Here is a 25901-nt window from a genome sequence, read left to right as displayed (position 1 = left end):
AATTGTCAATGGCGGGACTGTCGCCACTATGGGTTCTACAATCAACAGCAACTCGTGGTTCGAGGGTGTAATCTATGCAGACGGGGATAGTACTTCATATGTCAATTTCAGGATTATGATAACCAATCCATTAAGTACTGCGACATGGGTTAAAATCGATGTTTGGTAGCAAATAAAATCGGCTGCTGCTGTCAAAATTCATGTTTTACATCTAATGCTTAACCTTGTTTTAAATCCTCAGTAAATCCCATTAATCACGCTGGAAAATCATGAGTACACTCACCACGATCAAGCTATCAGGCTCACTGGCGGCTAAGTTTGGCCGCGTTCATCAGCGCTTGCTAGAAACTGGCACAACAAATGAAGCCTTTAGCGCCCTTAAAAACACACTCGACGGCTTTGAGTTATTCATCAAAGAACAGGCAAAGCTCGGCCTGCGTTATGCGATTTTCCGCAATGGCCGCAACACTGGACAGGATGAATTTGATTTAGCCGGCACCAATGAAATCCGCATTGTGCCTGTAATCGCAGGGAGCAAGCGAGGCGGTATTTTGCAGACGATTTTAGGCGCTGTAATGATTGTTGTCGGTGTGTACTTTGGCCAAGGCTGGTTAGTGCAGGCTGGTGTGGGTTTAGTCGCGGGTGGCGTGGTGCAAATGCTTTCTCCCCAAGCCAAAGGACTAAAGGGCAGGGAAGCCGCCGAGAACGCGCCAAGCTATGCCTTTGGTGGCGCGGTTAACACTACTGCAGCAGGTAACCCTGTTGGCATTGGCTACGGTAAGCGCCGAGTGGGTGGCGCGATTATTAGCGCAGGGATTTACGCAGAAGACATTGCAACTACTAAGCGAGCAATTCAATCAGGCGGCAGCAACGGCGGCAATCAACAGGAGCCTTAACTAAATGGGTATTCCCGCATTAAAACAACAAATCGTTATCCATGGGGCTAAAGCAGGCGAAAGCGAGCAGCGTACTCCGGTTGAGTCTCCAGATGATCTGCGCTCCATTGCCAAAGCTAAAATCCTGCTGGCGATTGGGGAGGGCGAGTTTGAGGGCCAATTATCAGGCCAAAATGTGTTTTTAGATGGCACACCTCTGCTCGATGCCAATGGCGCTGAAAACTTCCCCGGTGTAATTTGGGATTTTCGTCCGGGTTCTGTACATCAAACCTATATACCTGGCTTGCCCTCGGTTGAAAACGAAGTGGCATTAGGGATTGAGTTAAAGTCAGAACAGCCCTACACCAGAGCGATTACTAATAGCGTGCTCTCTGCTGTTCGTGTGCGCTTTCGCTGGCCAGCGCTGCAACAGCAACTTGATAACGGTGATGTTAACGGCTATCGCATTGAGTACGCTATTGATCTCTCTACCGATGGCGGTAGCTATCAAACCGTATTAAGCACAGCGGTTGACGGCAAAACCACTCAGCCCTATGAGCGCAGCCATCGTATTGACTTGCCTGCGGGTAACAGTTGGCAGATCCGTATTCGCCGCTTAACGCCAAACCAAAACAACAACCGTGTGGCCGACTTGATGCAAATTTCGGCAATCACCGATGTGATTGACCGCAAGCTAAAGTACCCAAACACGGCATTGTTGTATGTTGAGTTTGACGCCAGCCAATTTCAGAATATCCCAGTGGTGTCGTGCGAACCCTTTATGCGCAAGGTAAGGGTACCAACAAACTATAATCCGCTTACCCGCGAATATACGGGCGTTTGGGACGGTAGTTTTAAAATCGCATGGACAGATAATCCAGCATGGGTTAGTTACGACATTATCCTCGATGACCGCTTTGGCACAGGCAAGCGGATCAATGCGTCGCTGGTGGACAAGTGGGAGCTTTACCAAATTGCCCAATATTGCGATCAGCTGGTGCCAAACGGCAAAGGCGGCACGGAGCCTCGCTATATCTGCAATATTTATATTCAGCAGGCAACAGAGGCGTGGCAAGTGCTGCGCGATTTGGCGTCTATCTATCGTGGCATGACCTATTGGTCAAACGGCCAAATCTATTCAGTGGCCGATATGCCACGTGATATGGATTTTATATACACCAATGCCAACGTGATCGACGGTAAATTTAGCTATTCGTCCAGCAGCGAAAAGGTTAAATACACTCGCGCCTTGGTCAGTTGGGATAATCCAGATAACGCTTATGAGTCCGATGTTACCTCGGTATCTGATCAAGCCTTACAGCGCCGCTATGGTGACAATGTGGTGGAGCTAGCGGCATTAGGTTGCACTCGCGAATCAGAAGCCCAGCGACGCGGAAAGTGGGCAATCTATACCAATAACAATGACCGCGCGGTTAATTTTAAAGTGGGTATGGATGGCAGCATCCCACTACCTGGTTATGTGATTGGCGTAGCGGATCAACTGATTGCTGGTAGCCGTATTGGTGGGCGCATCTCAGCGGTTAACGGCAAACAGATCACCTTGGACCGTGCGGCCACTATCGCGGTTAATGATCGCCTCATCATCAACTTGCCCAGCGGCAAAGCGCAGGCTCGCACCATTGAGGCCGTTAATGGCCGTGTGGTAACGGTAACCACCGAATACAGCGAAACGCCATTGCCACAGCTGTTATGGTCGGTTGAGTCAGACGAGCTAAAGCTGCAGCAATTTAGAGTGCTGCGCGTAGCCAAGGCCAATAGCGATAGCATTGAGTACGAAATCACTGCGGTTGAACATAACCCCAGCAAATATCCATACATTGATACAGGCGCAAGGTTAGAAGATCGGCCAATTAGTAAATTGCCAGTGGGGGCGCAACAAGCGCCGGCTAGCGTGACCATTACCCAATCAACATTCACTGAGCAAACGCTGTCAGTCACGACTATGACGATTCAGTGGGCCACGGCTAAAAATGCAGTGGCTTACGAAGTGGAGTGGCGCAAGGACTCAGGCGAGTGGGTTAAGTTGCCAAAAACCAGCGGTACCTCGGTTGATATTCGCGGCGTTTACACCGGGCAATATCTTGCTCGAGTTCGCGCAATCAACTCAGTCGATGTGTCGTCAGTGCCTAAATTATCCGACCTAACCAATATCACGGGCAAAACCGGATTACCGCCAGCGGTGGCCTCGTTCACCACCACGCCGTTAGTGTTTGGCATTGCGTTAAATTGGTTATTCCCTGCTGGTGCAGAGGATACCTTGCGCACCGAAATTGAGTACGGCCCCAACAATAACGACAGTGGTATGATCAAGCTGGGTGATTTTTCCTATCCGCTAAACAGCCACACCATGACAGGGCTTAGTGCCGGCGCTAGCTTTTGGTTTAGAGCGCGGTTAGTGGATCGCACAGGCAACGTGGGCCCATGGTCTAACTTTGTAAACGGCCAAAGCTCCACCGACCAAACCAAATATGACGAGTACTTTAGCGAGCGCATCACATCATCAGCACTCGGGCAGGAGCTGCTATCAGAGATTGAGCTAATCCCAGTCATTAAAGTCGAAACAGATAAAATTCCCGAAATTGAGAATGATATTGCAACTGCACAGAGCAAAATTGAGCAAATGCAAGCTGATATCGCCGACATTGCAGGGGCGCCAGACTGGGACAGCAATACAGCTTATCTCAGTGGGCAATTGGTCAAATATCAGGGCAAATTGTATTCGGCTAAGCAAGATGTTCCAGCAGGAACACTACCAACAAACGCGACTTATTGGACAAAAATAGGCGAGTATTCAACCATCGGCGAGGCGCTTGCCGCATTAACTGTGCGAGTGGATACCGTTGAAACTTCAATTGAAATCATTGACGGCAAACTTACTGCGGAGTCATCACGGATTGATGGAATATTTGCTCAAGTAAATCCGCCATTAGCTGGAGATATTGGGTGGAATGCAGGATCGACGATTGTTTTTGCTGGCGTTTGGTCTGAGCAATATGCAAGAGCCGCTGCCGATGAAGCCTTAGCAAAAAGTATTGATGCAGTCTCAGCCAGTATTGATAAAAACACTGCCGCCATCATCACAGAGCAAATTGCTAGAGCTACTGCTGATGAATCATTGTCAAACCAAATAATCAGCATTTCAGCCACAGTCAATGGCAATGCGGCTTTAATTAAGCAAGAGCAAACCGCCCGTGCAGATGCCGATAGCGCCTTAGGCCAACGCATTGATACCGTTCAAGCCACAACTGGTGCTAACACTGCAGCAATCCAGCAAGAACAAACAGCCCGTGCTAATGCCGACAGCGCTTTAGGCCAACGCATTGATACTGTACAAGCCACAACTGGTGCTAACACTGCAGCAATTCAGCAAGAACAAACAGCCCGTGCTAATGCCGACATCGCTTTAGGCCAACGCATTGATACTGTACAAGCCACAACTGGTGCTAACACTGCAGCAATTCAGCAAGAACAAACAGCCCGTGCTAATGCCGACAGCGCTTTAGGCCAACGCATTGATACTGTACAAGCCACAACTGGGGCTAACACGGCAGCAATCCAGCAAGAACAAACAGCCCGTGCTAATGCCGACAGCGCCCTTGGGCAACGCATTGATACTGTGCAGGCCACAGCAGGCGCTAACACTGCCGCTGTACAGCAAACATCAACGGCATTAGCTGAGCTAGATGGCAAGCTGCAAGCCATGTACTCGATTAAGGTTGGGGTAACGGCTGACGGTAAATACTACGGCGCAGGCATGGCGATAGGCGTTGAGAACACGCCAGAAGGCATGCAGGGGCAGGTGCTATTTACTGCAGATCGTTTTGCCATTGTGAATCAAATTACTGGCACATCAACCATTACCACGCCTTTCGTTGTAGAGAATGGACAGGTTTTCATGAACTCTGCTTTCATCGGGGAGTTGCAAAATAAAGTGCTAATACAAAGACAAGGAGGATATCTATCTGTTTATGGCGCTGGATTTGGCGTTAATAAAGAGTTTATTGACTGGTATGGTCCAGATGTAGGTGATATCTCAAACTGCTCAAAATCGAATGCTATAACCTACAGAACTAACGGTGGCGATGCATACTTTGGGGGTACGCTAAGCGCTGGGGTGTTAAAAAATGGAGCATCATACACAACAAAAACAATCTATACCTCTGCAACTAGCCCGCTAACAATTGGGCCATTTGGAACGAATGGAAAAACAAAAAACTTGGTTTTTTCATACAACTGCACTGCTAGTTATGAGGAAGCTGTCGATCCCGGCAATTTGACAAATGCAGAAGTCATTACTATGAAAGTTCAGCGGTTTGTCGGTAGTAGCTGGGTTGATGTCCCTGGCTCGGCCATTACACTAACTGGCAATGTGGAAAAAACTACAAATGATGAAAACATCCCCCCAACTTATAAAGTCTTTTATAGTTGCTCAGGGAGTGTAACTATCAGCGACAACTTAAGTAATTCAACAAGTGATGTAACATATAGAGTATATGTATCAAGTCACACGAGACCATTTCACAATGGTATCGTAAATAATCAAACGCTAACTCTAGTGTCAACAGAGCAATAGATGTTTAAAAGCCTCATTAATTTTATGAGGCTTTTAATGTTAGTTTGTATTTCACATTCATTAAAATAGGGCTCACTGTACGACTAACTGCAATTAACGTATAATTACACCACTTTTGGAACTGTGTACATGGCTGTGTACATGCAAACAAAATATACAGAATGCGAGGTGACAAAACCCTTGTTTTCAAAAAGAATTTTATTGAAGATATAACTAATGAGTGAAAAATTGCAGAAAGTCTTGGCCCGTGCAGGCCATGGCTCCCGTCGTGAGATGGAGGCATGGATTGCTGCAGGCCGAGTTAGTATTGATGGCGTGATTGCCAATCTTGGCGATCGGATCGAAGCCGATGCAAAAGTACGTATCGATGGTCGAGCCATATCGCTTAAGTCCGCCGATGATGTGATTTGCCGCGTGCTGGCTTATCACAAACCCGAAGGTGAGATTTGTAGCCGTAAGGACCCTGAAGGTCGTCCAACTGTGTTTGACCGCTTGCCTAAAGTGCGTGATTCGCGCTGGGTTGCGGTAGGCCGTCTGGATATCAACACTTCAGGCCTATTGCTGTTTACCTCTGATGGTGAATTGGCAAACCGCTTGATGCACCCGTCTAACGAAGTTGAACGCGAATACGCGGTGCGTACCTTTGGTGAAGTTCCAGAGGCTGCGGTACAACGTCTGCGTACCGGCGTGATGTTAGAAGATGGTATGGCGCAGTTTGATGCCATTAAAGCTGCGGGTGGTGAGGGCATGAACCAATGGTGGCACGTGTGTCTACGTGAAGGCCGTAACCGCGAAGTACGCCGTTTATGGGAATCACAAGAGGTGCAGGTTAGCCGTCTTATCCGTGTGCGCTACGGTATGGTGGAATTACCTAAATCTTTACCCCGTGGTGGTTGGATTGAATTGCCGATAGAACAAGTTAACTATCTGCGTCAACTGGCGGGCCTTGAGCCTGAAACTCGCACTATGCTGGCTGCCGATAAACACAGCGTGGCCCGTGCACAGGTGAAGAGTGCCAAAATCCGCCGCGCGGTGCGTAAGCATAAAGTGACAGCAACGCCTAAAGCTAAGCCGACACGTCAGCGCAGTTAATAGGTTGATGTTACCCAGTTAAAAGGCCGCTAGCGGCCTTTTTTGCTTTCTGTATCTGGTGGTTATGCTATAACAAGCCTATTGGTGACGAGGAGATAAGCGATGGAGCTAGTATCAGTCAAGCGAATTTGGGAGCAAGGTGAGCATAATGCCTTTACCGATCTGGTGTTATACCAAGGGACATTATTTTGTGTGTTTCGAGAAGGCTCAGCACACGTGTCTCCCGATGGCGCATTGCGTATTCTTCGATCCCATGATGCAGGGGAAACTTGGCAAAGTGTGGCGCTGCTGACTTCGGCTCAAGCCGATTTACGGGATGGCAAATTAATCGAATTTAGAGGGGAATTATTGTTGTTGGGGGGCGGTACATACCATGATAAGTCGGGTTTGCAATCGTACTTATGGCGTTCGAAAGATGGCGTGCATTGGTCAGCACCACAGGCGGTGGCTGATAAAGGCTACTGGTTATGGCGTTTAAGTGCCTATCAAGACTCTCTCTATGGTGTTGGATATCGGGCTGGCCCAGACGGCGATACACGCTTATATAAAAGTGATGACAGTGTTGAATTTACGCCTTGGATGCCTGTTTTTAACAATCAGGGCTACGTGAATGAAAGTTCTCTGGTATTTCACCAACAGTGCTGTTTTTGTTTGTTAAGGCGCGATCCTGTTTGGAGCGATGAGTTTTTAGGCTTGTTAGGGCAAAGCTTACCGCCCTTTAATCAGTGGCAATGGCAGACACTCGATAAACGCATTGGTGGGCCAGTGATGTTTGTCTACCAATCCCGCTTAATGGCGGTTGTGCGTCTTTATGAAGGGAACATTCGCACAGCACTTATTGAGATAAATAAAGAGACGGGCGCTATTCATGAGTGGCTCACGTTACCTTCGCAGGGAGATACCAGTTATGCCGGCATTGTGCTTGACGGTGACGACCTTTTAGTCAGTTATTACTCCAGCCATGAGCAGGCAATGGTTTCTGATTTGGAGAGTAGTGATACTCGGGGCGATAAAGCGCAAGATAAGTTTAAAACCATGATTTACTTCGCCAAAATCAAACTTGGTCAGAGTTAAAAATAAGGGAGCGATAAGCTCCCTTCTTTCTACACTCGTTCTATCTAAAAACTTACGCACTGAAAACGCGATATGTTAAACAAGCATCCGTTATTGGGCGTTAAATTGCTGGCCATTGATCTCGCTAGAATCCTGTCCCATCAAATACAGATAGGTTGGCATAATCTCTTCGGGCGTTTTCAAATCGAATGGGTTTTCAGCAGGATAGGCTTTGGCGCGCATTTCGGTGCGAGTGGCTCCAGGATTAATGCTATTAACCCGTACTGAAGTGCCATCGCACTCGTGGGCAAGTACCTGCATCATGCCTTCGGTGGCAAATTTAGAGAAGGCATAGGGGCCCCAGTAGGCGCGGCCCTGACGGCCAACACTACTTGAAGTAAAGATAATCGAGGCGCTTGGGGCTTGGCGTAACACTGGCAGCAATGCCTTGGTTAGCATCACTTGTGCGGTGACATTGACTTTAAGTACATCTTCGAGTGATGGAATATCGATGTGTTCAAACGGACCTAGGGCACCAAGTAAACTGGCGTTGTGGAGTAAACCATCTAAGTGACCAAACTGCTCGCTTATGGTTTCGGCCATATCGCGGTAGTTTTGCTCGGTCGCGCCCTTTAAATCCAGCGGCACGATCGCTGGCGTTGGGTAACCCGCCTGTTCGATAACATCGTAAACGGCTTCGAGTTTTTTGACCGTTTTACCGAGTAAAATCACGGTGGCGCCGTGTTTGGCAAATTCGATAGCTGCCGCGCGACCGATACCAGCACCCGCACCTGTCACCAGAATGGTTTTACCTTTGAGTAAATCTTTTGCTGCTTGATATTCCAACATGAGCCTTTTATTCCTCTTGGCGAAAATGCCCGCCACTTCTAGAGTCGCCGAACTGCTAAACGCATGTTTCAAACAAATGAATGAAACTTTGTTATGGATAGCAAAAATGTTTGTGACAAACTTGTGGCTAACTCAATATTTTTACGTTAACTTGAAATGAGTTAGGGGCTAACATAAGCCCTATTAGTCATAGCTTTGCACTATTGTGACTAATTTCTTGGGGAAAACAAAACTATTACAACAAGATTTGGGGAAAAAAAATGAAAAGACTCATTTTGTGTGTTGCGATTGCATCAGCACTGGGCCTCACAGGATGTGGCGAGGACAGTTATAACGAACTCAAGGATAAGACAGAGCCGCTCATCCCTGAATCCCGTATGGTGTTCGACCCAGCGACGTCTAAAGTGCCTTTACCTAATGATCTACTGTTTAGTGGCACTAAGGATGGTACTTTGTCTATTCCTGGTGAAAGCTCAGGCAATTATATCGATCCGCAAATTGCATTGGGTGCATTAGATGGTTGGTCAACGACATCACCTATTTCAATCGATATCGATTTAGCAAAAAATCACGATGGTACCCAACTTAGCTTGCTTGCAGCATCTGTAGCACAACCAGGTGCGGTGAGAATGTTTGAGGCTACCGTGGGGGGCGCCTTGTCCTCTGATCCTGAGTGTAAAGCCAAACCGTCAGTATCGGCTTGTAAGGTCGGCGCAGAGCTTAAGTTTGGTGTCGATTTTGTGTCAACTGCATCGGGTTCAAAAGTCGTTATTCTTCCCCTAAAACCCCTTAAGGCTGGCCAATCTTATATTTATGCGACAACCAATTTGATCCAAGACTCTGAGGGACGCGGCATTGCCTCTTCGACAACCTATGGTACGTTGAAGATGGATATCAATACGTTACCCCTAGAAACGCCAGATCAGCTGATGTTGCAAACCTTGATCAACAGTTATGAAAAGGGTATCGCTGCGGCACATAATGTCGATACATCAACCATTACCTATTCAGGCTTGTTTACCACTCAATCGGTAGCAAACGTCTATGAAACCACAAAGCTGTTGATGGCGCAGGGCGCACCCTATGCGCCGAGTTTTGCGCAAATGCCGACTTCTACTGGGTTAACTGTGGCACAAATGTTACAGTTAACACCTAATCCAAGTGATCCCGTCTATGTGGTTTCAAGTTTAGCTGACGTTTATACCGCGAAGATTAAACTGCCGATTTACGGCGAGTGTTCTTCAGTGAGTTGTTTATCTGCTGAAGGTAAACCATTAATCAATGGTCGCTGGAAGGCCCAAGGCGATAGCCCTGTGTCAGTGTTATTAGCACTGCAAGCGGGTACCTTGAGTCAAACCAATTTTGGTATGCAAGCTGTTGCCAATGGTATTGCTAACCCAGCTGATGCGTTAGCTAATCCGTCGCTAATGGCGGGTAAAACTTGGTTGCTAGACGATGGCACCGCGGTTGATAAAACCAAACATCTGACTAAGTTCAATCCTATTCCAGCGATTAAAGGCTATGAAACGGTCTCTGTGCTGATTTCTATGCCTAATGCCACTAAACTTGCGGCCTTTTATCAACAGCAAGGTTTATCCTTTACGCCTCCGACTTCAGGCTGGCCAACGACGATTGCACTGCATGGATTAGGTGGCGGTAAGGAAATGTCTTTAGCCTATGCGGGGTCCTATGCCGCTATGGGTGTTGCTACAGTGGCTATCGATATGCCTTTACATGGTGCACGTTCATTTGATGCCAATGGTGATGGTATTTATGAGGTTTCGGCAACCGATCCTTCCTTCGGCGAGGTTATTGGTACACCCGATGCCTTTAAAAATGGTAATCCGTTAGTCTTTGTGAATATTTCAAGTACGCTGTCGGTGCGCGATAACTTCCGTCAAGCCACGATGGACCACCTTGGCGTACGTTTAGCCCTAACCGGATTAGCACAGGGGCTTGCACAGGCTAGTAAACCACAAATTTTTGATGTAACTAAGATTAGCGCGCAGGGCTTAAGCTTAGGTGGCATTGTGGGAACTGACTTTGCGACTTACGCGAGCACAGGTATGAAAAATCCAAGTACGGGCGAAGCGTTACCTAATCCATATGCGATTAATGCGGCCTCTTTGGTAGCCCCTGCGGGTGGTTTAGCAGGGTCTTTCGCGGGTTCAGCCACTTTTGGGCCAGTGCTGTTCAGCAATGTTACTGCCTCATCAACGTTCCAAGCATTAGTGGATAAAGCCAATACCGCGGGATACGCCCCTGGCAGCCCAGAATATGCGGCATTAGTACAAGCGGTGTACGCGCAGTTTATTCCTTCCTTTGCCTTTGCGGTGCAAACCGCGGTGGACTCGGCTGACCCAATTAACCATGCCGCGATGTTAAAAGCGACCAAATTACCAGTGCATTTAATTGAAGTGGCAGGTGATGGTAACGGTAACCTGCCAGACCAAGTGCTACCGAATCGGGTGGATAACTTCCCTCTATCGGGCACTGAGCCGCTGATCTCTGCATTGGGCTTACCTTGTGTCGATGCTACGACTAAAGGCTCTGGTGCGGTGCGTTTTGCTAAGGGTCACCACAGCTCGATTGTTGACCCAAGCGAGAAAGACTCTACAGATGGTATGGCAGGCGCCGCGACTGTTGAAATGCAAACCCAAGTAGCGACCTATGCATCGACTGCGGGTAAAGGTGAAGCGACTATTTTCGTCACAGATCCAAGCGTGATAGCAACTTGTCCGAACTAATCCTGCGCTAAATCCTAAAAACCCAGCCTGTGCTGGGTTTTTTTATGGCGCTTTAGGCTGTTAGAATAGCGCGCAATTAACCGGATAAGCTTAGGCCCCAATGGAGAGTACTTTGGAATTTCTATACGAATATGGCATGTTTTTAGCGAAAGCTGTGACGATCGTTGTGGCGATTGTTGCAGTGATTATTGTGGTCTTGGCGTCCACAGTAAAACACAAATCGGATAAGGGTGAACTAAGGATCACCAATTTTTCTGAAGAATTGGAAGAGCTAAAGCATAGCTTGAAGGAAGAATTGCTGACGAAAAAGCAGTTTAAAACCTATGAAAAGCAACTCAAAGCAGAAGAGAAGGCAAAGGACAAAGCCGACGAGGACGATACCAAAGGAAAGGTATTTGTTATTGATTTTAAGGGTAGTATTGATGCCGCTGAGGTTGCCTCACTGCGTGAGGAAATTAGCGCAATTTTAACCATTGCTGAAAAGGGTGACGAAGTTGTCGTTAATGTTGAAAGTGGTGGCGGAATGGTGCATGGCTATGGTCTTGCGTCGAGCCAGCTTGACCGTTTACGTCAGGCTGATATTCCTTTAACGGTTTGCGTGGATAAAGTTGCCGCCAGCGGTGGTTATATGATGGCCTGTGTAGCCAATAAAGTGTATGCCGCGCCATTTGCGATAGTTGGTTCTATCGGTGTGGTTGCCCAGTTACCTAACTTCAACCGTTTACTGAAAAAACACGAAATCGATTATGAGCAACATACGGCGGGCGACTTTAAACGCACTTTGACTGTGTTTGGTGAAAATACCGACGAGGGCAGACAGAAGTTTCAACAGGAACTGGAAGAAACCCATGAGCTATTCAAAGCCTTTGTCAGTAAATATCGTCCTCAGCTCGATTTAGCAACGGTTGCCACGGGTGAGCACTGGTATGGTCAGCAGGCGATAGAACTGGGCCTTATCGATGCGATTTCAACCAGTGATGATGTGTTAATGCAGTTAGCGGGCGAGCGAACTGTTTATAAGCTGCGTTACCAGGTGCGCAAGAAGCTAGCCGATAAAATCGCCCATGGTGCTTCGCTTTCTGTTAATACTATTTTTAATCGATTGGTTGAGAAAAATCGTCCTGTGTAGGCGATGATATAGCTTAATACCGCATAAAAACGCCTGCCTTTGAGCAGGCGTTTTTTATTAGATTGGGTATGAAATAAAATAATACATTTTTTTAATATTAAGTTTGGTTTAAGACTATTAAAAATAAGCGAGATCTTATACAACTAATCACTTAGGGAATTTAAAGGCTGGACAAATAGGGCTAAGGACTTTTTATGTTACAGCGCGTCGACTACAAGACGAACCTGATGGTGGGTGACCAAACCTACCCTGCATTCGAGCTACGTAATATTCTCGATTTTATTGCCTCGCATTTAGGTGATAAGGCTCTTGAGCAAGTGTGTGCACATATAGGTATTGGACGAGCAGAGCTTACTCATTGCCAGTTTGTGTATGTATGGCAGGTGGAATATGCAATGGAGTTTTTACGTTTACAGGGTGGCGATCCCGATATTGGTACAAAATTAGGGCTGAGTTACCGGGTGAATAGTTTAGATGTCTTATTGCCCCATCTTGCCGAGCTTACCTCATTGCAAGCCTGCTTACAGTTTGTTATTAATCACCCGAGTTTGGTTGGCAGCTTTACTGATTCTCTGATACGTCTAGAAGATGACAGTGTTTGCATTCGTTGGCTCAATACGGGTCGTATTGATAAAGAACAATATGGTTTTCAGTTCCTCCACAGTATTGGTTCGTTGTTGGGATTGGCGAGGGAGTTAACTGGGGCGGAAATACGTCTGACTCAAATTAATTTAGCCGAGCCCGTACGGGACGGCAGTTTTTTATCTGTGGCAACGGGCGCTAAAGTACAATTTAATTGTGAATATTACGAGTGGAGTATTTCCCTTAATTATCTGGTGCTTGGGATAAACTATTCTTTCCCTAAATTTGCAGAGATGACATCTTCTGTCTCTAGCACTTCCTTTATTGAAACTGTGCTGAAGGCGATCCGTGCTCAGTTTCCCTATGTGCCACATTTAGATGATATGGCGGCTCAACTGCATATGAGCGATCGCAGTTTTCGACGAAGGCTCGCGCAATTGGGATCGAGTTATCAGCGTTTAGTCGATCAGGTGCGCTGCCAACGGGCGGTTGAGTTGATTTTAGCCAATGAGCTAGATATTGAAGCGATTGCTGAAAGCCTAGGTTACAGCGATGTGAGTCATTTTCGTCAATCCTTTAAGCATTGGATTGGTCATCCACCTGGATATTTTAGCCGGCTTAACAGCGGTTAAAAGGGAGACGTAAACAAACATTAACTCGCCATAACCACTTTGTACTTTAATGAAAAAAGGCAGTTGACTTGCTTTCTACTGCCTATCTGATTTATCACATCAAGCCCTTGCTTATGCTTTCTTTTTCAAACGTTGTTCGCCATCTGATCCGAATCATTCATATCAACCATCATGTACGTCTACGAGCTGCGAGAACAAACAGGATTGAACCTCCTAACGTCACACACCCTAGTAGCATCAACAACCCATTTCTTAAACACAAGTTCCTAAGCTTGGGGCGAGCGAATCTATCCATTGCCTGATTAATTCAACACCTTCTTGATGTTCAAGATTACGACCAATGGGTGGCATTCGGTCTTTAGGCTCAGAGAGCGTTTGGCGATAGAGTAAAATAGAGTGCTCTGCATTGCCGGGGACAATATCGTAATCGAGTCCCTTGGGGCCGCCATCCCATCCTGGAGGCTGCTTGCAGATCCCATATTGATAACTGGTGTGATCAATATAAAAACCGAGCCGCAAACCTGAGATACTGGCAAAGCCTTTGGCGCTATGGCAGTGGGCGCAATTAACGTCTAAATAGCCCTTAGCGCGGGCGGTTAAATCGGCTTGGCTGTTGTCGATAGCATAGGTTTTTGCCACTAGCTTTATATCAGGCAATTGTGAAAGTTTGCCCTGTTCTGCCCAAAGGCTCAGTTGGTTAACGGTTTGGCCTTGGTGGTTTATCTCGTGGTTTAATAGATGAGCTTTAAGGCCAATCGGAATGATTTGGCTGGTGTTATCTTGGTTTATCTGATGGCAAACTTTGCACTCGGCGCGGCTAGGAATGTTGTAATCAAAGTGTTGGCTTTGGCCTTGGTTGATAAGGCTATGGGACACAGTTGCGCCAGCAGTGATTAGTTTTGCCTGACCTTGCTGCCATTGGTAAACCAGACTTGTCCAGCCCTGAGCACGTTTTATCAATAACCGAGTTTCGATGAGTGTTTCGTTGGCTATGCCTGTGATCGCGGTATCCTGTGGTAGGGCAAAAGTTTTTACTAGCACTGTCCCGGTCGGAATTTCAAATGCCTCTTGGGCTTGATATTGCATGCTGGTACCTGCGGGCAAGTAGATAAAACGGTATTTATTGGCGTAGTTAGAAAATAGCTGGGTGGCTAACTGATAACTAAAGCCCGGTGTTTGAGGTTGTGAGGTTGGGTTAGCTGGATCAACAAATAGTCCGTACTGGCTTAACTGTGGGCAGTCTTCCGCCATTAATGCCTGCCAATTGACTTGTCCAGATGTGTTAACACAAAGGCTGGCTGGTGGGGTTGGATCTGTTGGTGTTGTGGGCGGCGGTGTTTGGTTATTATCACTGCTTTGGCTGTCACTACCGCCGCAGGCCGTGAGCAGCGTCGTTAGCAGCAATATAAACGAAAGAGTTTGGCCGTTTTTCATGAGTTATCCGCTCGTTAGTTAATTGAATGAAGCATGAGAAGGCCTTGTGTCGGCCTTCTCTGTTTTTAGTTGCTATTTATTTAAACGAGTTTTTACGTCGAGTGACTCGATAAACCACTATTGTGAGCAGCTTGCCGCGGGTAGACGTTTAATCCATTCGCTGATCAGTGCTACACCTTCATCATGGGCTAAGCTACGGCCAATCTCAGGCATACGATCGCCTGGGGATGTGCTTTGCATTCTAAAGTGCATGATGGACTTAGCGGCATTGCCGGGGACCACATCAAAACCGAGGTTTCCACCACCGTAGGCAACAGGCGATTTACAAGTGCCGTGGGAGAAACCCGCATCATCGTTATAACCACGCCAGTATTCGAGTTTTAAGCCGGTATTAGAGGCATTGCCCTCGGGTCTATGGCAGTGGGCACAGTTGATATCTAAGTAACCCTTTGCTGTTTGCATTAAGGCTGAGTCACTTAAACTCGCGACGGTCGTTTCATCCCCATCCTGATAGGCGGGTACTTGCGACACTTGGCTAAGGTTTGGTAATCCTTGCAAAATACCAAGATTTTCCCATTTTAGCAGTTGGTTCATCGTGCCATCTTGGTAGCTGTAATTGCGGTTCAAGTGGCGTGCTTTGGGACCAATTGGTACGAACACGGCATTGCTTTTGTCATCGGCTTTAAACTGGTGACACTGTTTACATTGGTTCATGTTGGGAACCACGTAGTTGAAGGTGAGATTTTGCCCCTTATGTGTCAGTGTTTGGCTGCTAATGGCTCCAGCTTTTGCCAAGGTAGCATCGGTTCTATCGGCATTCCAAACATAGGGGAGGGCACTCCATCCCGTTGGACGATGGATCAGCAAACGCGTTTCTATCAAACTTTCGTTGCTAATACCGCGCTTACTGGTGTCACTGGGTAGGGCAAAGGTTTTTACAATGACGCTTCCCACAGGGAAGTCAAAAGTCTCATTTTCTGAGTAACTGGCTTTTTGTCCAGAAGGCAAATACACAAAGCGATATTTACTGGCGTAGTCGGTAAATAACGGCGTGTTGAGATCATAAGGGACACCACCCGAATTAGCTCCAGCGGTTGGATTTTTAGCATCGCTAAACAGATTGTAATCCGATAGTTTCGGGCAGTTTGCTTTCAGTAGTGCATCCCAACTGACATTTGAGCCAGTGGCTTTGCACAGACTTTGATCGCCATCGCCGATTAAACCGCCTTCACCCTCACCGATTGTGCCGCCACCGCCGACCAAAACACCACCATCACAACCTGCGGTATTATCGTCAACACCACAGCCAAATACTTGGCCAGCAAAGGTGACGGTATGCACTGGCAGACTGACTTGAGTACATTTCAGCAGGGCATTTTGGGTCTTTTCATATTGCACATCGGCGATGCTGATGTCGGTGTTGCTGTTGGCATAGAGTCTGCCGTAGGACACATCACCGTTATCACTGGCGCAGACGTTATCGCTACCATCAGTGGCAAAGGGCGTTTCTTTTAAGCCGAGGTACGCGGCTGTGCCATTATTGGCGAGCATTTCCCCTAAACCGTCATAGAGTACGCCGGGCAAGGTGCCATGGCTTATCACATAGGCACGAATAATATCTTGAATTAAATAACCTTTTGGCTTAGTGCCATAGTCGGTAATTTTGTTGTCGTGTAAATAAATATTACGCGGTACCGGTCTCCAACCATCGTCAATCGCTTGGCCTGGTTGACCGTAGTTGCCCACAAAGGAGGTCATATCAGGTTCAGCAATAAAGAAGCTGCTGATTGTTACACCTAGGGTGTCGTGGCGGGTAATTTCGTTATTGAAGATTTCCACATCTGCGGTGGATAAAATAATAACTCCAGTGCCTGGCGGTACGATATGCACGCCCGCGGGGTTAGCCGAAGCATTGGCGAAGTTGGGTGTGTTGTTATCATACACTTTATTGTTGAAAATCCGCACACTAGAGCCGTATCTATGGTTGTTGATGGGTAAGTCGAACACTAAAATCCCACCGGTATTGCCCATCGCTTCGTTGTTATAAACGTCGGCATATTTAGAGTTTTCGATTTCAATCCCTGCCACGTTTTCTTTGGCGATATTGCGACGTACGACAATATACTGGGATTGGCCGACATAAATCCCCGCATCGGCACTGCCGCGCACATAACTGTCTTCAATTAGAATGTTTTCACATTCAACGGGGTACAGACCGTATGCGCCATTATCTTTATCGAGTTCGCCTTCCCATACTGCGCCAACGCGGCGCAGGATAATGCCGTTAGTATTTTTAAGCTTGATACCGTTGTTTTTCGCCTCATTGACCGACAGATCTTGAATGGTAATGTTGAGTGCGTTTTGAACGAAAATTCCATCTCCCGAGTTAGCTTGAGAGAAATTAAGCACAGTATCCTTCATCCCATAACCCATGATAGTAACGTTTTTGGCATAGCTGCCATCCCCATCCACGTCACCATCAAACAGCAAGGTCGAGTCAATATTAAAGGTCCCTTTAGGGAGCACTATCACGGCGCCACTTTGCGCATTAATTAAGGCTTCTTGAATGCGAGTAGTGAGGTTATCGCCCGCTGGGATTTTTATAGCGCCTTCGGGGAAGGTGGGGCCTGGTTCTGGTGGTTGTACTACGGGTGGCGTGACAACCGGTGCGGGATCATCGTCTGAAAAACAACCGGTTAGATTAAAAGCCATCAATAGGGCTACTCCCGTTGGCATCAGCCAATGTGCTCTACGATGAGTCTTGTGATTTTGTTGTGGGGGATGGCCCTGTTTAGCCATCAATCCCTTGCACGTGAGTGGATTTACTGTCTTGTTGAACATAAGTGCTCCTGCTTTTTGTTATAATTTCGTTAACAGGATGCGCTCCGAGCAGAAAAAGGCAATGTGAAATATGGCCAAAATGGTGCAATGCATAGTGAATAACAGGGATGTGGCCTGCTACGTTCGTGGTGCTTGGATTGGTTTAAGGTATAAAAATGGCCACTTAAGATGCTTATTTTAGTGAGATTTGTGTGGTGAGTATTAAGTGTAATAAAAAGGGCATTAGTGTAGGAAGGATGGTTCAAGTAATAAACCATCCTTGAGGGTTTTGAGTTGGCTATGTCTCTTAACCAGGAGGACTTGTGATCAAGAGACAAGCTAGAGCGCCCTTATACTTTCAATGACACAACTTAGAGTAGGTAGCTAATATGCTGGTGGAAGCGTATGACCAGATCTTCGCGCTCGGGATCAAGTCCTATCTCCGCCGCAAAGCTTTTCAGTGCGGCTTCAACATTATTCATAAAGCGGCCATAGCCTGCATCATCGCAATCTTTCGCACCAGCGACAATTGTAAAATGCGCGGCTTCGACTAAGTTATCGGCATCCCAGCGGCGGATCACTTGCTGCTCGGTTGCGTTAGGGTCAAAACCGATCATTTGAACTTCGGCTTTGCTGTCGAGTTTTTCAAACTTGCTGTTACGCACTAAGGGGGTTAATCCATTGGCGATCATAGCCAACCGCGTCAATTGCTTATTAGCTGCCGCTTTCAGGAAGTTATCCTCAAGGTGTTGATATAATGGGCTAAAGTCAGTTGCTGACTCTGGTAGTAAACCTTGTTTGAGTTTGCGACTCAGCGGCAGGCTGACGGTGACATAAGTGAGAGAGCTGACGTTTTCCGGCAGCTCACATTTTCTGGCCTTGTATCTTGGTGCGATGGCTCTGAGTTTATAGCCGTAGGTTTCTTTGTTTCCTTTTGATTTTGCGAATAAATCATAGGATAAATGTTGGTGATCACGGATCTTCACTTTAAGATCTTTGATCGGCAGCTTTGGCATTAACTGGTTTAAGAATTCTTGCACTCGCGTATGGAAATTAGCTGAGTTACTGCGGATTTCATCGCCTGTGGCCAAAAATACGATACGCAGTTTGCGGGCGCGGTAGTTGTCCGCAGTGAACAGATTTTGTGCCTCGTGATAGGCGGGATTGTAGAAAAACAGAATCTGTTCAGCTGTTTGGAAACAATAGGCCTCGGTGTGGTAACGCACGACTGGCAGTTTATCGTTAGTGATCACATGAACATTACGCAGATCGTGTTGTTCTGCCAAGTTAAAAATAATCCGGCTTAAAGTCTGATAACAGCTATGGTAATCGGGGTATTGGTTCAGTAATTCATCCGTGACTTTGATTTCGGCGGTGATGTACTGATTGGTACGAGCTTCCTTGGGTATGTACACTTTTTGCTGATGGCTAAGGGACATATTGACTCCTTGTTGGGTTAACCATTTGCTAACACGAATTTTACTGTTTATCTCAGGCACTAATGTTGAGTTGGAGCATGTTTTTATCGTTTAAATATGAGTTTACATCAGCAAACTGTTTATTAGCTTAAAATTACAGCGATTTTATTGCGTTAACGCTTTTTCAATCCAAGGTTGCATCCAAGTGGCAATTTTCTCTTGGGCCTTTTCATTGGGATGAATGCCATCTCTTTGCATCAGTTCGGGATTGGGGGCAATTTCCTTCATAAAGAAGGGGACCAGTGGAATATCCTCATCTTTGGCAATCTCTTGATACACTTCGGTGAACTTTTGGGTGTAGCGAGGGCCATAGTTAGGCGGTACCATGATTTCGGTCAGTAGCACTTTGGCACCGCTATTTTTGGCTAGGGTAATGATTTGGGTTAGGTTATTTTTAAGTTGCGTCGGGGGGAATCCACGTAAACCATCGTTACCGCCGAGTTCGACTACCACTAAATTGGGTGCAACGGAATCAAGTAGGGCAGGCAAGCGACGCAAACCGCCCGCTGTGGTTTCACCGCTCACTGAACCATTGGTAAATTCATGCTCGGGTAAGTTTTTTTGCAGCAGCGCCACCCAGCCGAGTTGTTCCGACATGCCATAGCTTGCACCTAAGCTATCGCCGAGGATCAACACTTTCGCCGCCTGAACTGGCGTGGTAACACACAGACTTAACAGGATGCAGGTCACCAAGGCTTTCGCCATTGGCTTGCATCTATGCGATTGACGCAAAAACGATTTGTATAAGAAGGATCCTATGTCTAACGTCGTTTCAAAAAATAGTGCCATCAATGTTGTTAACCTCGAAAAATCGGTGACTACTCAGGAAGGTTCGCTCACTATCCTCAAGGGCATTAACTTAGATGTCAAGCAGGGGGAAAGTGTGGCGATATTAGGGCCATCCGGCTCGGGTAAATCGACGTTACTTGGCTTACTCGCCGCGCTCGACACCCCAACAGCGGGGGAGATCTGGCTTGATGGCGAGGCGTTATCACCGCTCAATGAAGAACAAAAAGCGGCGTTGCGTAAGCAGAAAGTGAGCTTTATTTTTCAATCCTTTATGTTGGTCGACACTTTAACAGCCCTTGAAAATGTGATGCTGCCAGCCGAGCTTGCTGGGGTTAACAATGCCAAGGAAAAGGCTGAAGCTATGCTTGGGCGGGTGGGGTTATCCCACCGTTTGACCCATTTACCTAAACAATTATCCGGCGGTGAACAGCAAAGGGTTGCGATTGCGCGGGCCTTTATTTGTGAACCTAAAGTGCTTTTTGCCGATGAACCCACGGGCAATTTAGACAGTGTTAATGGCCATAAAATTGCCGATATGCTGTTTGAACTTAACCAAGAAAGCCACACCACGCTCATTTTAGTTACCCACGACTTGCAATTGGCAAAGCGCTGCCAACGGCAATTAGTTATGGATAACGGCCACTTACAAGAAGAGTTGGGCGCGCCTCAACCACACAATGTGAATGACAACCTTGAATTAAGCGCCAAGGAGGCTTAACCCATGGAGCTAAGTTTGGCATGGCGCCTGTTTAAGCGGGAGCTGCAACAGGGGCAATTGTTATTAATTATCCTCGCTATTACCTTGGCGGTGCTCTCTGTGAGTGGCCTTGCGCGGGTGAGTGAGCGATTGCAAGTCGCTATCAACGGCCAGGCGACGCAATTTATTGCTGCGGATCGTATTATCGACTCCCCCGTGCAAATTGATAGCACTATTCTGGCCAAGGCCGATGAGCTTGGCCTTAAGCATGTCACCAATATGCAATTTAACTCCATGGTGTATGCGGGCGATCAATTTCAGTTAGTGACAGTGCGTGCTGTTGAGCAAGGATACCCCCTTAAAGGCCATATTGAGCTTAAAGGCGATAATGCGATAGATAAAGGGACTGATATCAAGGCTGATGGCTTGCCCAAAGCCAATGAAATTTGGTTTGAAAGCCGCTTAGGTGGGCTCTTGGGATACCCCAAAATGCTCGAGCTAGGCAACAGCGAGTTTAACTTAAGCCAAGAAATCAGCCGCTTACCCGATGCGGGATTTAATCCCTTTGCGTCTTCGCCTGTAGTGTTAATGCGGATAGAAGATGTTGCTAAAACAGGGGTGATCCAGCCAGGTAGCCGAGTGACGTATCTGTATCAATTTGCCGGAGAGGAAGCTGCGCTAACTGCCTTTGAAAACAGCGTTAAACCACTCTTAAATAATTCTCAGCGTTGGGTCGATGTGCAGTCAGGTGACTCACCGATTGCTGGCGCGGTAAAGCGGGCGGAGCGATTTTTACTGCTTGCCAGCTTACTCGGTATTGCCCTTGCTTGCGCCGCGATAGGCATTGCCGCCCAGCGTTACTGTCAGCGTCATTATGATGTGGTGGCGATGCTAAAAACCTTTGGCGCTTCATCGTCACAAATTCGGTGTTTGTTTGGGATACATCTATTGCTGGTAACCCTGTTTGGCATTGGACTTGGGCTGATGGGGGGCGCACTGCTCGATTTAGGCATTAACCAACTGTTACCCCCTGAAATTGCGGCCTATTCGCCACCATTGACGCGTCCGATACTCCTTGGCATCAGCACAGGGCTTATCAGTGCCTTTATGTTTTCCGCTTATCCTTTGATGCGATTGCTCGCCATTCCGCCGCTGCGGGTATTACAACGGCAACTCGAAGGGTTACAGCTGGGTATGTGGCTGCATTTACTCTTAAGCTTGGGGGCGATGGCGCTCTTGGGATACCTTTATTCTCAAAGTTGGGCATTGACCTTAACCGTTGTGGCGGCGGTATTGTTACTTGGGGTGCTGCTCAGCCTTTTGGGATTTGTGATGATCCGCCTCGGTCACAGTGTAGGCATGAAAACCACCAATCCCTTGCAACTTGCGCTGGCGGGCTTAAGGCGCCGAGCTAGGCAAAATGCGGTGCAATTAGTGGGCTTTAGTGCGGCGCTGGTATTGCTACTGACAATTTTGGCCCTTAGGCAGGATTTACTGAATGAGTGGCAAAAGCAACTGCCCGAGAATGCCCCTAACTATTTTTTAGTGAATATTGCTCCCGACGATGCTAAGCCATTAAACGACTTTATGGCGCAAAAGGGCATTGCAGCAACAGATATCTACCCGGTTATTCGTGGCAGACTGACGCAAATAAATGGCGAAACCTTGATCTCCAACGAGCAGGCGGAGGCGGGGGAAAAAGGCCGAGTGGGGATTTCCCGCGAGCTCAATCTCACCTGGCGTAATACCTTGCCAGCCAATAACGAGTTACTCGAAGGGCAATTTAATCAAGCTGCCGATGAGGTGTCGGTGGAATCGGGTGTCGCCGAGCGTTTAGGGGTGAAATTGGGTGATAAACTGACCTATGTGATTGATAACCAAGAGCTCACGGTTAAGATCGCCAGTATTCGCGCCGTGCACTGGGAAACATTACAACCAAACTTTTTTATGATTTTTACTCAAGAAGCGTTAGCACCGTTTGCCTATACCTCCATGGCAAGTTTCTATTTGGATGAAAAAGGACCTAACAATACGGTGAGCGGCGAGGGGGCACCGAAAAATACGCTGATCCTCGAGTTGATCCAGCAATTTCCAACGGTATCGATTATTGATGTGGGCGCCATGGTGGGACAACTTCGGCAAATTATCGAGCAGGTTTCCCTGTCGTTGACCCTCGTCTTAGTTCTTGTATTGCTGGCAAGTGCATTGGTGCTTATCGCTCAAACTGAAGCGGGGATGGCAACGCGCCAGCGCGAGCTCGCAGTGCTGCGTACCTTTGGTGCTTCTGGTTGGTTATTACGCAGTGCAACCGGATTTGAGTTTGCTTTGCTTGGTGGGATTGCAGGGGTATTGGCGGTGATCGTTGCCGAATTTGCCTTGTATCTGTTAAAGACCCAAGTATTTGAACTCAATGTGTATATGCACTGGCCTTGGTGGGCCATTGCCCCTGTGTCTGGCGCACTGTTAGTCGCATTACTTGGGGTATGGCGCTGCCGCCAATTACTTAATCAATCCTGTGGAGAATTGTTAAAGGCGGGGAATTAGTCGCTATTGGCCCATGACAAAACGACATGATGCTAAGTTAACAATAGAAAGCACTGATGCCGCATAAGCTCAGTGCTTTTTTGTTAGGAGTGAGATTATCTGTTTGCGTATTTTTCATCGACTGACCAATGGAGGGTCGTGAAGTGTTATCTGATGCGAACTTAGTGCGTTTTAATGAGTCTATCTTAAGTGACTCGCTTAATTTAATTTGCTTACAGATGTTAATCTGCTAATGACCGCATAGTGAGGAATAGGATGTTTAAAGGAATAAGAACTTTGCTCAAGGATTACGGCTCTTTTTTGTTGTTTATCAGTTTAATGCTGGTGTTTAGAAGTGCGGTGGCTGATTGGAATACGGTGCCGACAGGTTCTATGTTGCCTACGATTGTCGAGGGCGACCGCATTCTAGTGAATAAGATGGCTTACGATATCAGAGTGCCATTTACGCATATCGCGTTAGTCAAACTGGCAGATCCTGTGCGTGGGGATATTGTCGTATTCGACTCTAAAAAGGCCGATAAAAAGCTGATTAAGCGGGTGATTGCCGTACCCGGTGATACTGTGATGATGCAAGATAATCGCTTGTATTTAAATGGCAAACCACTCGTTTATACATCGCAAGCATTAAGTGCCTCTTCGCCAGCGAATGTCACCGAGTGGCAGGAGGAACTCCTCGGCATAGTGCACAGTATTCGCCTCAATCCGCAGCCCTCACAGCTGGCTAATTTTGGCCCTGTTACGGTGCCTGATAACCATTATTTGGTACTAGGGGATAATCGAGATAACAGTGCCGATTCTCGGGTAATAGGCTTTGTGCCCCGAGATGAAATTGTGGGCCGTTCAAGTTCGCTGGTTTTCTCACTGGATTATGATAATTATTACTTACCGCGGCCAGAACGTTTAATGCAAGATTTTTAAGTTTTTGCATAGATAAAATGGCGCCTTTCTAGGCGCCATTTTTATTATTGTTTGGCTACATGATAAAGCTGAGGTAGCCCTGCAGGACGATTAAATTGACGATATCGATAAAGAACGCGCCCACAATTGGCACCACCATAAAAGCTTGGGGCGAAGGGCCAGTGCGCGACACCAGCGCTCCCATATTCATTACTGCCGTGGGGGTAGCACCCATACCAAAGCCGCAGTGGCCTCCGGTGATCACCGCCGCATCATAGTTGCTACCCATTATTTTAAAGGTCACAAAATAGGCAAACACAGCGAGCACAACGGTTTGTACGACTAGGATGATGAGTAACGGGATGGCGAGATCTAAAATTTCCCACAATTTAAGGTTCATCAAGGCCATAGAGAGGAATAATGACAGTGCCACCGTGCCAATCACATCGATACTCTCAGTATGGGGTTTGTAACCGCGAGTGACTTCGGTGATGTTGGCTATCACAACGCCGAGAAATAATGCATAGACAAAGTCCGGCATTTTGAGCCAATTAAGTCCGTATTCGCTGACCAGCATAGAAAACCATTTCGCTCCAGCGACACAAAACAGCAGTACAAACAGGGTTTCTATAATCGTTTTGGCGGTAACTTGGTCTTCTTCGAGCTGATCATAGGTGACCAATTGCGGATGAGTGGCGTGGTGCTTTCGACCAACGCCATAGCTTGAAACAAGGTTGTGCTTGCTAATTAATCGCTGTGCGACGGGGCCGCCGATGATCCCGCCCATAACGAGTCCAAAGGTTGCCGCCGCCATCGCGAGTTCTAAGGTGTTAATGCCATAATTTTCGGCAAAGGTTTGCGACCAAGCGACGCCAGTACCGTGTCCGCCTGAAAGGGTAATGGAACCTGCAATAAGGCCAAGAATAGGATCTAACCCTAACAGGCTCGCGAGACTCACACCAACGGCATTTTGAATAATGATATAAACCGAAGCCACGCCAAGAAAAATAAACACTTTCTTACCGCCACTCAGTAGTAGCTTATAGTTCGCCGATAAACCTATGGTGCTGAAAAACATCAGCATTAAGGTGTTTTGCATGGGCAGGCTAAAGGCGAGGGTGATGTCTTGAAAATGCAAAAAGGCGATGACAGCGGCAACGACAAGCCCACCAACAATAGGCTCTGGAATATTGTATTGTTTAAAAACACGCACATGGCGATTAATGGAATGGCCAATAAACAGCACGAAGATAGCAATTAAGAACGACTCGAGTTCGCCAATTGTGTAAGTGGTGTGCATGATAGTTCCTTACAAATGGTTTGTGTGGGTACACCGCTAGACTCAAAGTGAGTTAGGGCATCCCATCTCGTTATTTAGCACTCGCTAATTCTGAGTGTTAAACGCGCGATCTAAGGACAATCTTAGTCAATCTCCAAGAGTGGAGAAGAAGTATTAAGCGCGAATATGAACCGTATTGGTTAAGTTGATCAGCATTGCCGCTAAGGCACGAATACTGAAGATAATGATCTTGCCAAGGTCGTTAGCTGTGCTTTAATGCGGGCGCTGAGACGACAATATTGACGAGCAAGTGGAAGGGAGTGTAACAGAAAAATGCGTTAATGTCGTTAAATTGTCTTTATAACCATAGTGTTGTGTTTATGTTTTTAGGCTGTTGTCAAATGGGGCTG

16 protein-coding genes are annotated in these 25901 nt (G+C 47.1%); 10 read left to right on the top strand and 6 right to left on the bottom strand.

Annotated elements, in window-relative coordinates:
• The first annotated feature begins 269 nt into the window (after positions 1-269).
• The 4 genes from H9J30_RS15890 (at position 270) to H9J30_RS15875 (ending at position 7635) form a co-directional block, all read left to right on the top strand.
• The gene (locus H9J30_RS15890) at positions 270-896 is read left to right on the top strand and encodes a tail assembly protein (RefSeq protein ID WP_240131871.1); all 627 of its coding nucleotides are present in this window, start codon (positions 270-272) and stop codon (positions 894-896) included.
• A 4-nt stretch (positions 897-900) separates the two neighbouring features.
• Entirely contained in the window at positions 901-5469 is a 4569-nt protein-coding gene (gene gpJ / locus H9J30_RS15885; RefSeq protein WP_240131870.1) for a TipJ family phage tail tip protein, read from the top strand.
• 216 nt (positions 5470-5685) lie between these two features.
• On the top strand, positions 5686-6561 hold the full coding sequence (gene rluB, locus H9J30_RS15880; protein ID WP_011072841.1) for a 23S rRNA pseudouridine(2605) synthase RluB: 876 nt from the start codon (positions 5686-5688) through the stop codon (positions 6559-6561).
• Positions 6562-6663: 102 nt separating this feature from the next.
• A complete protein-coding gene (locus tag H9J30_RS15875) occupies positions 6664-7635 on the top strand; it encodes an exo-alpha-sialidase (RefSeq protein ID WP_240131869.1) in 972 nt (323 codons plus the stop codon).
• Between the two features lie 90 nt (positions 7636-7725).
• Here H9J30_RS15875 and H9J30_RS15870 read toward each other — a convergent pair whose 3' ends face one another.
• Positions 7726-8463, bottom strand: a complete 738-nt coding sequence (locus tag H9J30_RS15870) for a YciK family oxidoreductase (RefSeq protein ID WP_240131868.1) — start codon at positions 8461-8463, stop codon at positions 7726-7728.
• A gap of 260 nt (positions 8464-8723) precedes the next feature.
• Here H9J30_RS15870 and H9J30_RS15865 point away from each other — a divergent pair, with 260 nt between their 5' ends.
• The 3 genes from H9J30_RS15865 to H9J30_RS15855 all read left to right on the top strand — a co-directional run bounded on the left by H9J30_RS15865 (position 8724) and on the right by H9J30_RS15855 (position 13553).
• A complete protein-coding gene (locus H9J30_RS15865; protein ID WP_240131867.1) occupies positions 8724-11210 on the top strand; it encodes a VolA/Pla-1 family phospholipase in 2487 nt (828 codons plus the stop codon).
• A 112-nt stretch (positions 11211-11322) separates the two neighbouring features.
• Positions 11323-12339 carry a protease SohB gene (gene sohB, locus H9J30_RS15860; protein ID WP_240131866.1) on the top strand — a complete coding sequence of 339 codons (1017 nt, stop codon included), beginning with the start codon at positions 11323-11325 and terminating at the stop codon, positions 12337-12339.
• 194 nt (positions 12340-12533) lie between these two features.
• Positions 12534-13553, top strand: coding sequence for an AraC family transcriptional regulator (locus H9J30_RS15855; protein ID WP_240131865.1), 1020 nt, complete (start codon positions 12534-12536; stop codon positions 13551-13553).
• Positions 13554-13805: 252 nt separating this feature from the next.
• Here H9J30_RS15855 and H9J30_RS15850 read toward each other — a convergent pair whose 3' ends face one another.
• The 4 genes from H9J30_RS15850 to H9J30_RS15835 form a co-directional block, all read right to left on the bottom strand.
• Positions 13806-14987, bottom strand: coding sequence for an SO2930 family diheme c-type cytochrome (locus tag H9J30_RS15850; RefSeq protein WP_240131864.1), 1182 nt, complete (start codon positions 14985-14987; stop codon positions 13806-13808).
• Between the two features lie 117 nt (positions 14988-15104).
• A complete protein-coding gene (locus tag H9J30_RS15845; protein ID WP_240131863.1) occupies positions 15105-17828 on the bottom strand; it encodes an SO2930 family diheme c-type cytochrome in 2724 nt (907 codons plus the stop codon).
• Between the two features lie 350 nt (positions 17829-18178).
• Positions 18179-19246, bottom strand: coding sequence for a DUF3083 family protein (locus H9J30_RS15840; protein WP_240131862.1), 1068 nt, complete (start codon positions 19244-19246; stop codon positions 18179-18181).
• 144 nt (positions 19247-19390) lie between these two features.
• Complete coding sequence (locus tag H9J30_RS15835) at positions 19391-19990, bottom strand: arylesterase (RefSeq protein WP_240131861.1); 600 nt, start codon at positions 19988-19990, stop codon at positions 19391-19393.
• 52 nt (positions 19991-20042) lie between these two features.
• Here H9J30_RS15835 and H9J30_RS15830 point away from each other — a divergent pair, with 52 nt between their 5' ends.
• From H9J30_RS15830 to lepB, 3 genes are all read left to right on the top strand, one after another.
• Complete coding sequence (locus H9J30_RS15830; protein WP_240131860.1) at positions 20043-20792, top strand: ABC transporter ATP-binding protein; 750 nt, start codon at positions 20043-20045, stop codon at positions 20790-20792.
• A gap of 3 nt (positions 20793-20795) precedes the next feature.
• Positions 20796-23315: an ABC transporter permease gene (locus H9J30_RS15825; RefSeq protein WP_240131859.1), complete on the top strand. Its 2520-nt coding sequence runs from the start codon at positions 20796-20798 to the stop codon at positions 23313-23315.
• 255 nt (positions 23316-23570) lie between these two features.
• Complete coding sequence (lepB, locus tag H9J30_RS15820; protein ID WP_240131858.1) at positions 23571-24233, top strand: signal peptidase I; 663 nt, start codon at positions 23571-23573, stop codon at positions 24231-24233.
• Between the two features lie 55 nt (positions 24234-24288).
• On the opposite strand, the gene gltS is transcribed toward lepB, so the two are convergent.
• A complete protein-coding gene (gene gltS / locus H9J30_RS15815) occupies positions 24289-25512 on the bottom strand; it encodes a sodium/glutamate symporter (protein WP_240131857.1) in 1224 nt (407 codons plus the stop codon).
• Positions 25513-25901: the final 389 nt, after the last annotated feature.

It is taken from the genome of Shewanella cutis, from assembly GCF_022410515.1.
In the GTDB taxonomy this organism is placed as follows: domain Bacteria; phylum Pseudomonadota; class Gammaproteobacteria; order Enterobacterales; family Shewanellaceae; genus Shewanella; species Shewanella cutis.
Note: the sequence above shows the minus strand (reverse complement) of the source record. Positions and strands in the feature narration are given on the sequence as shown.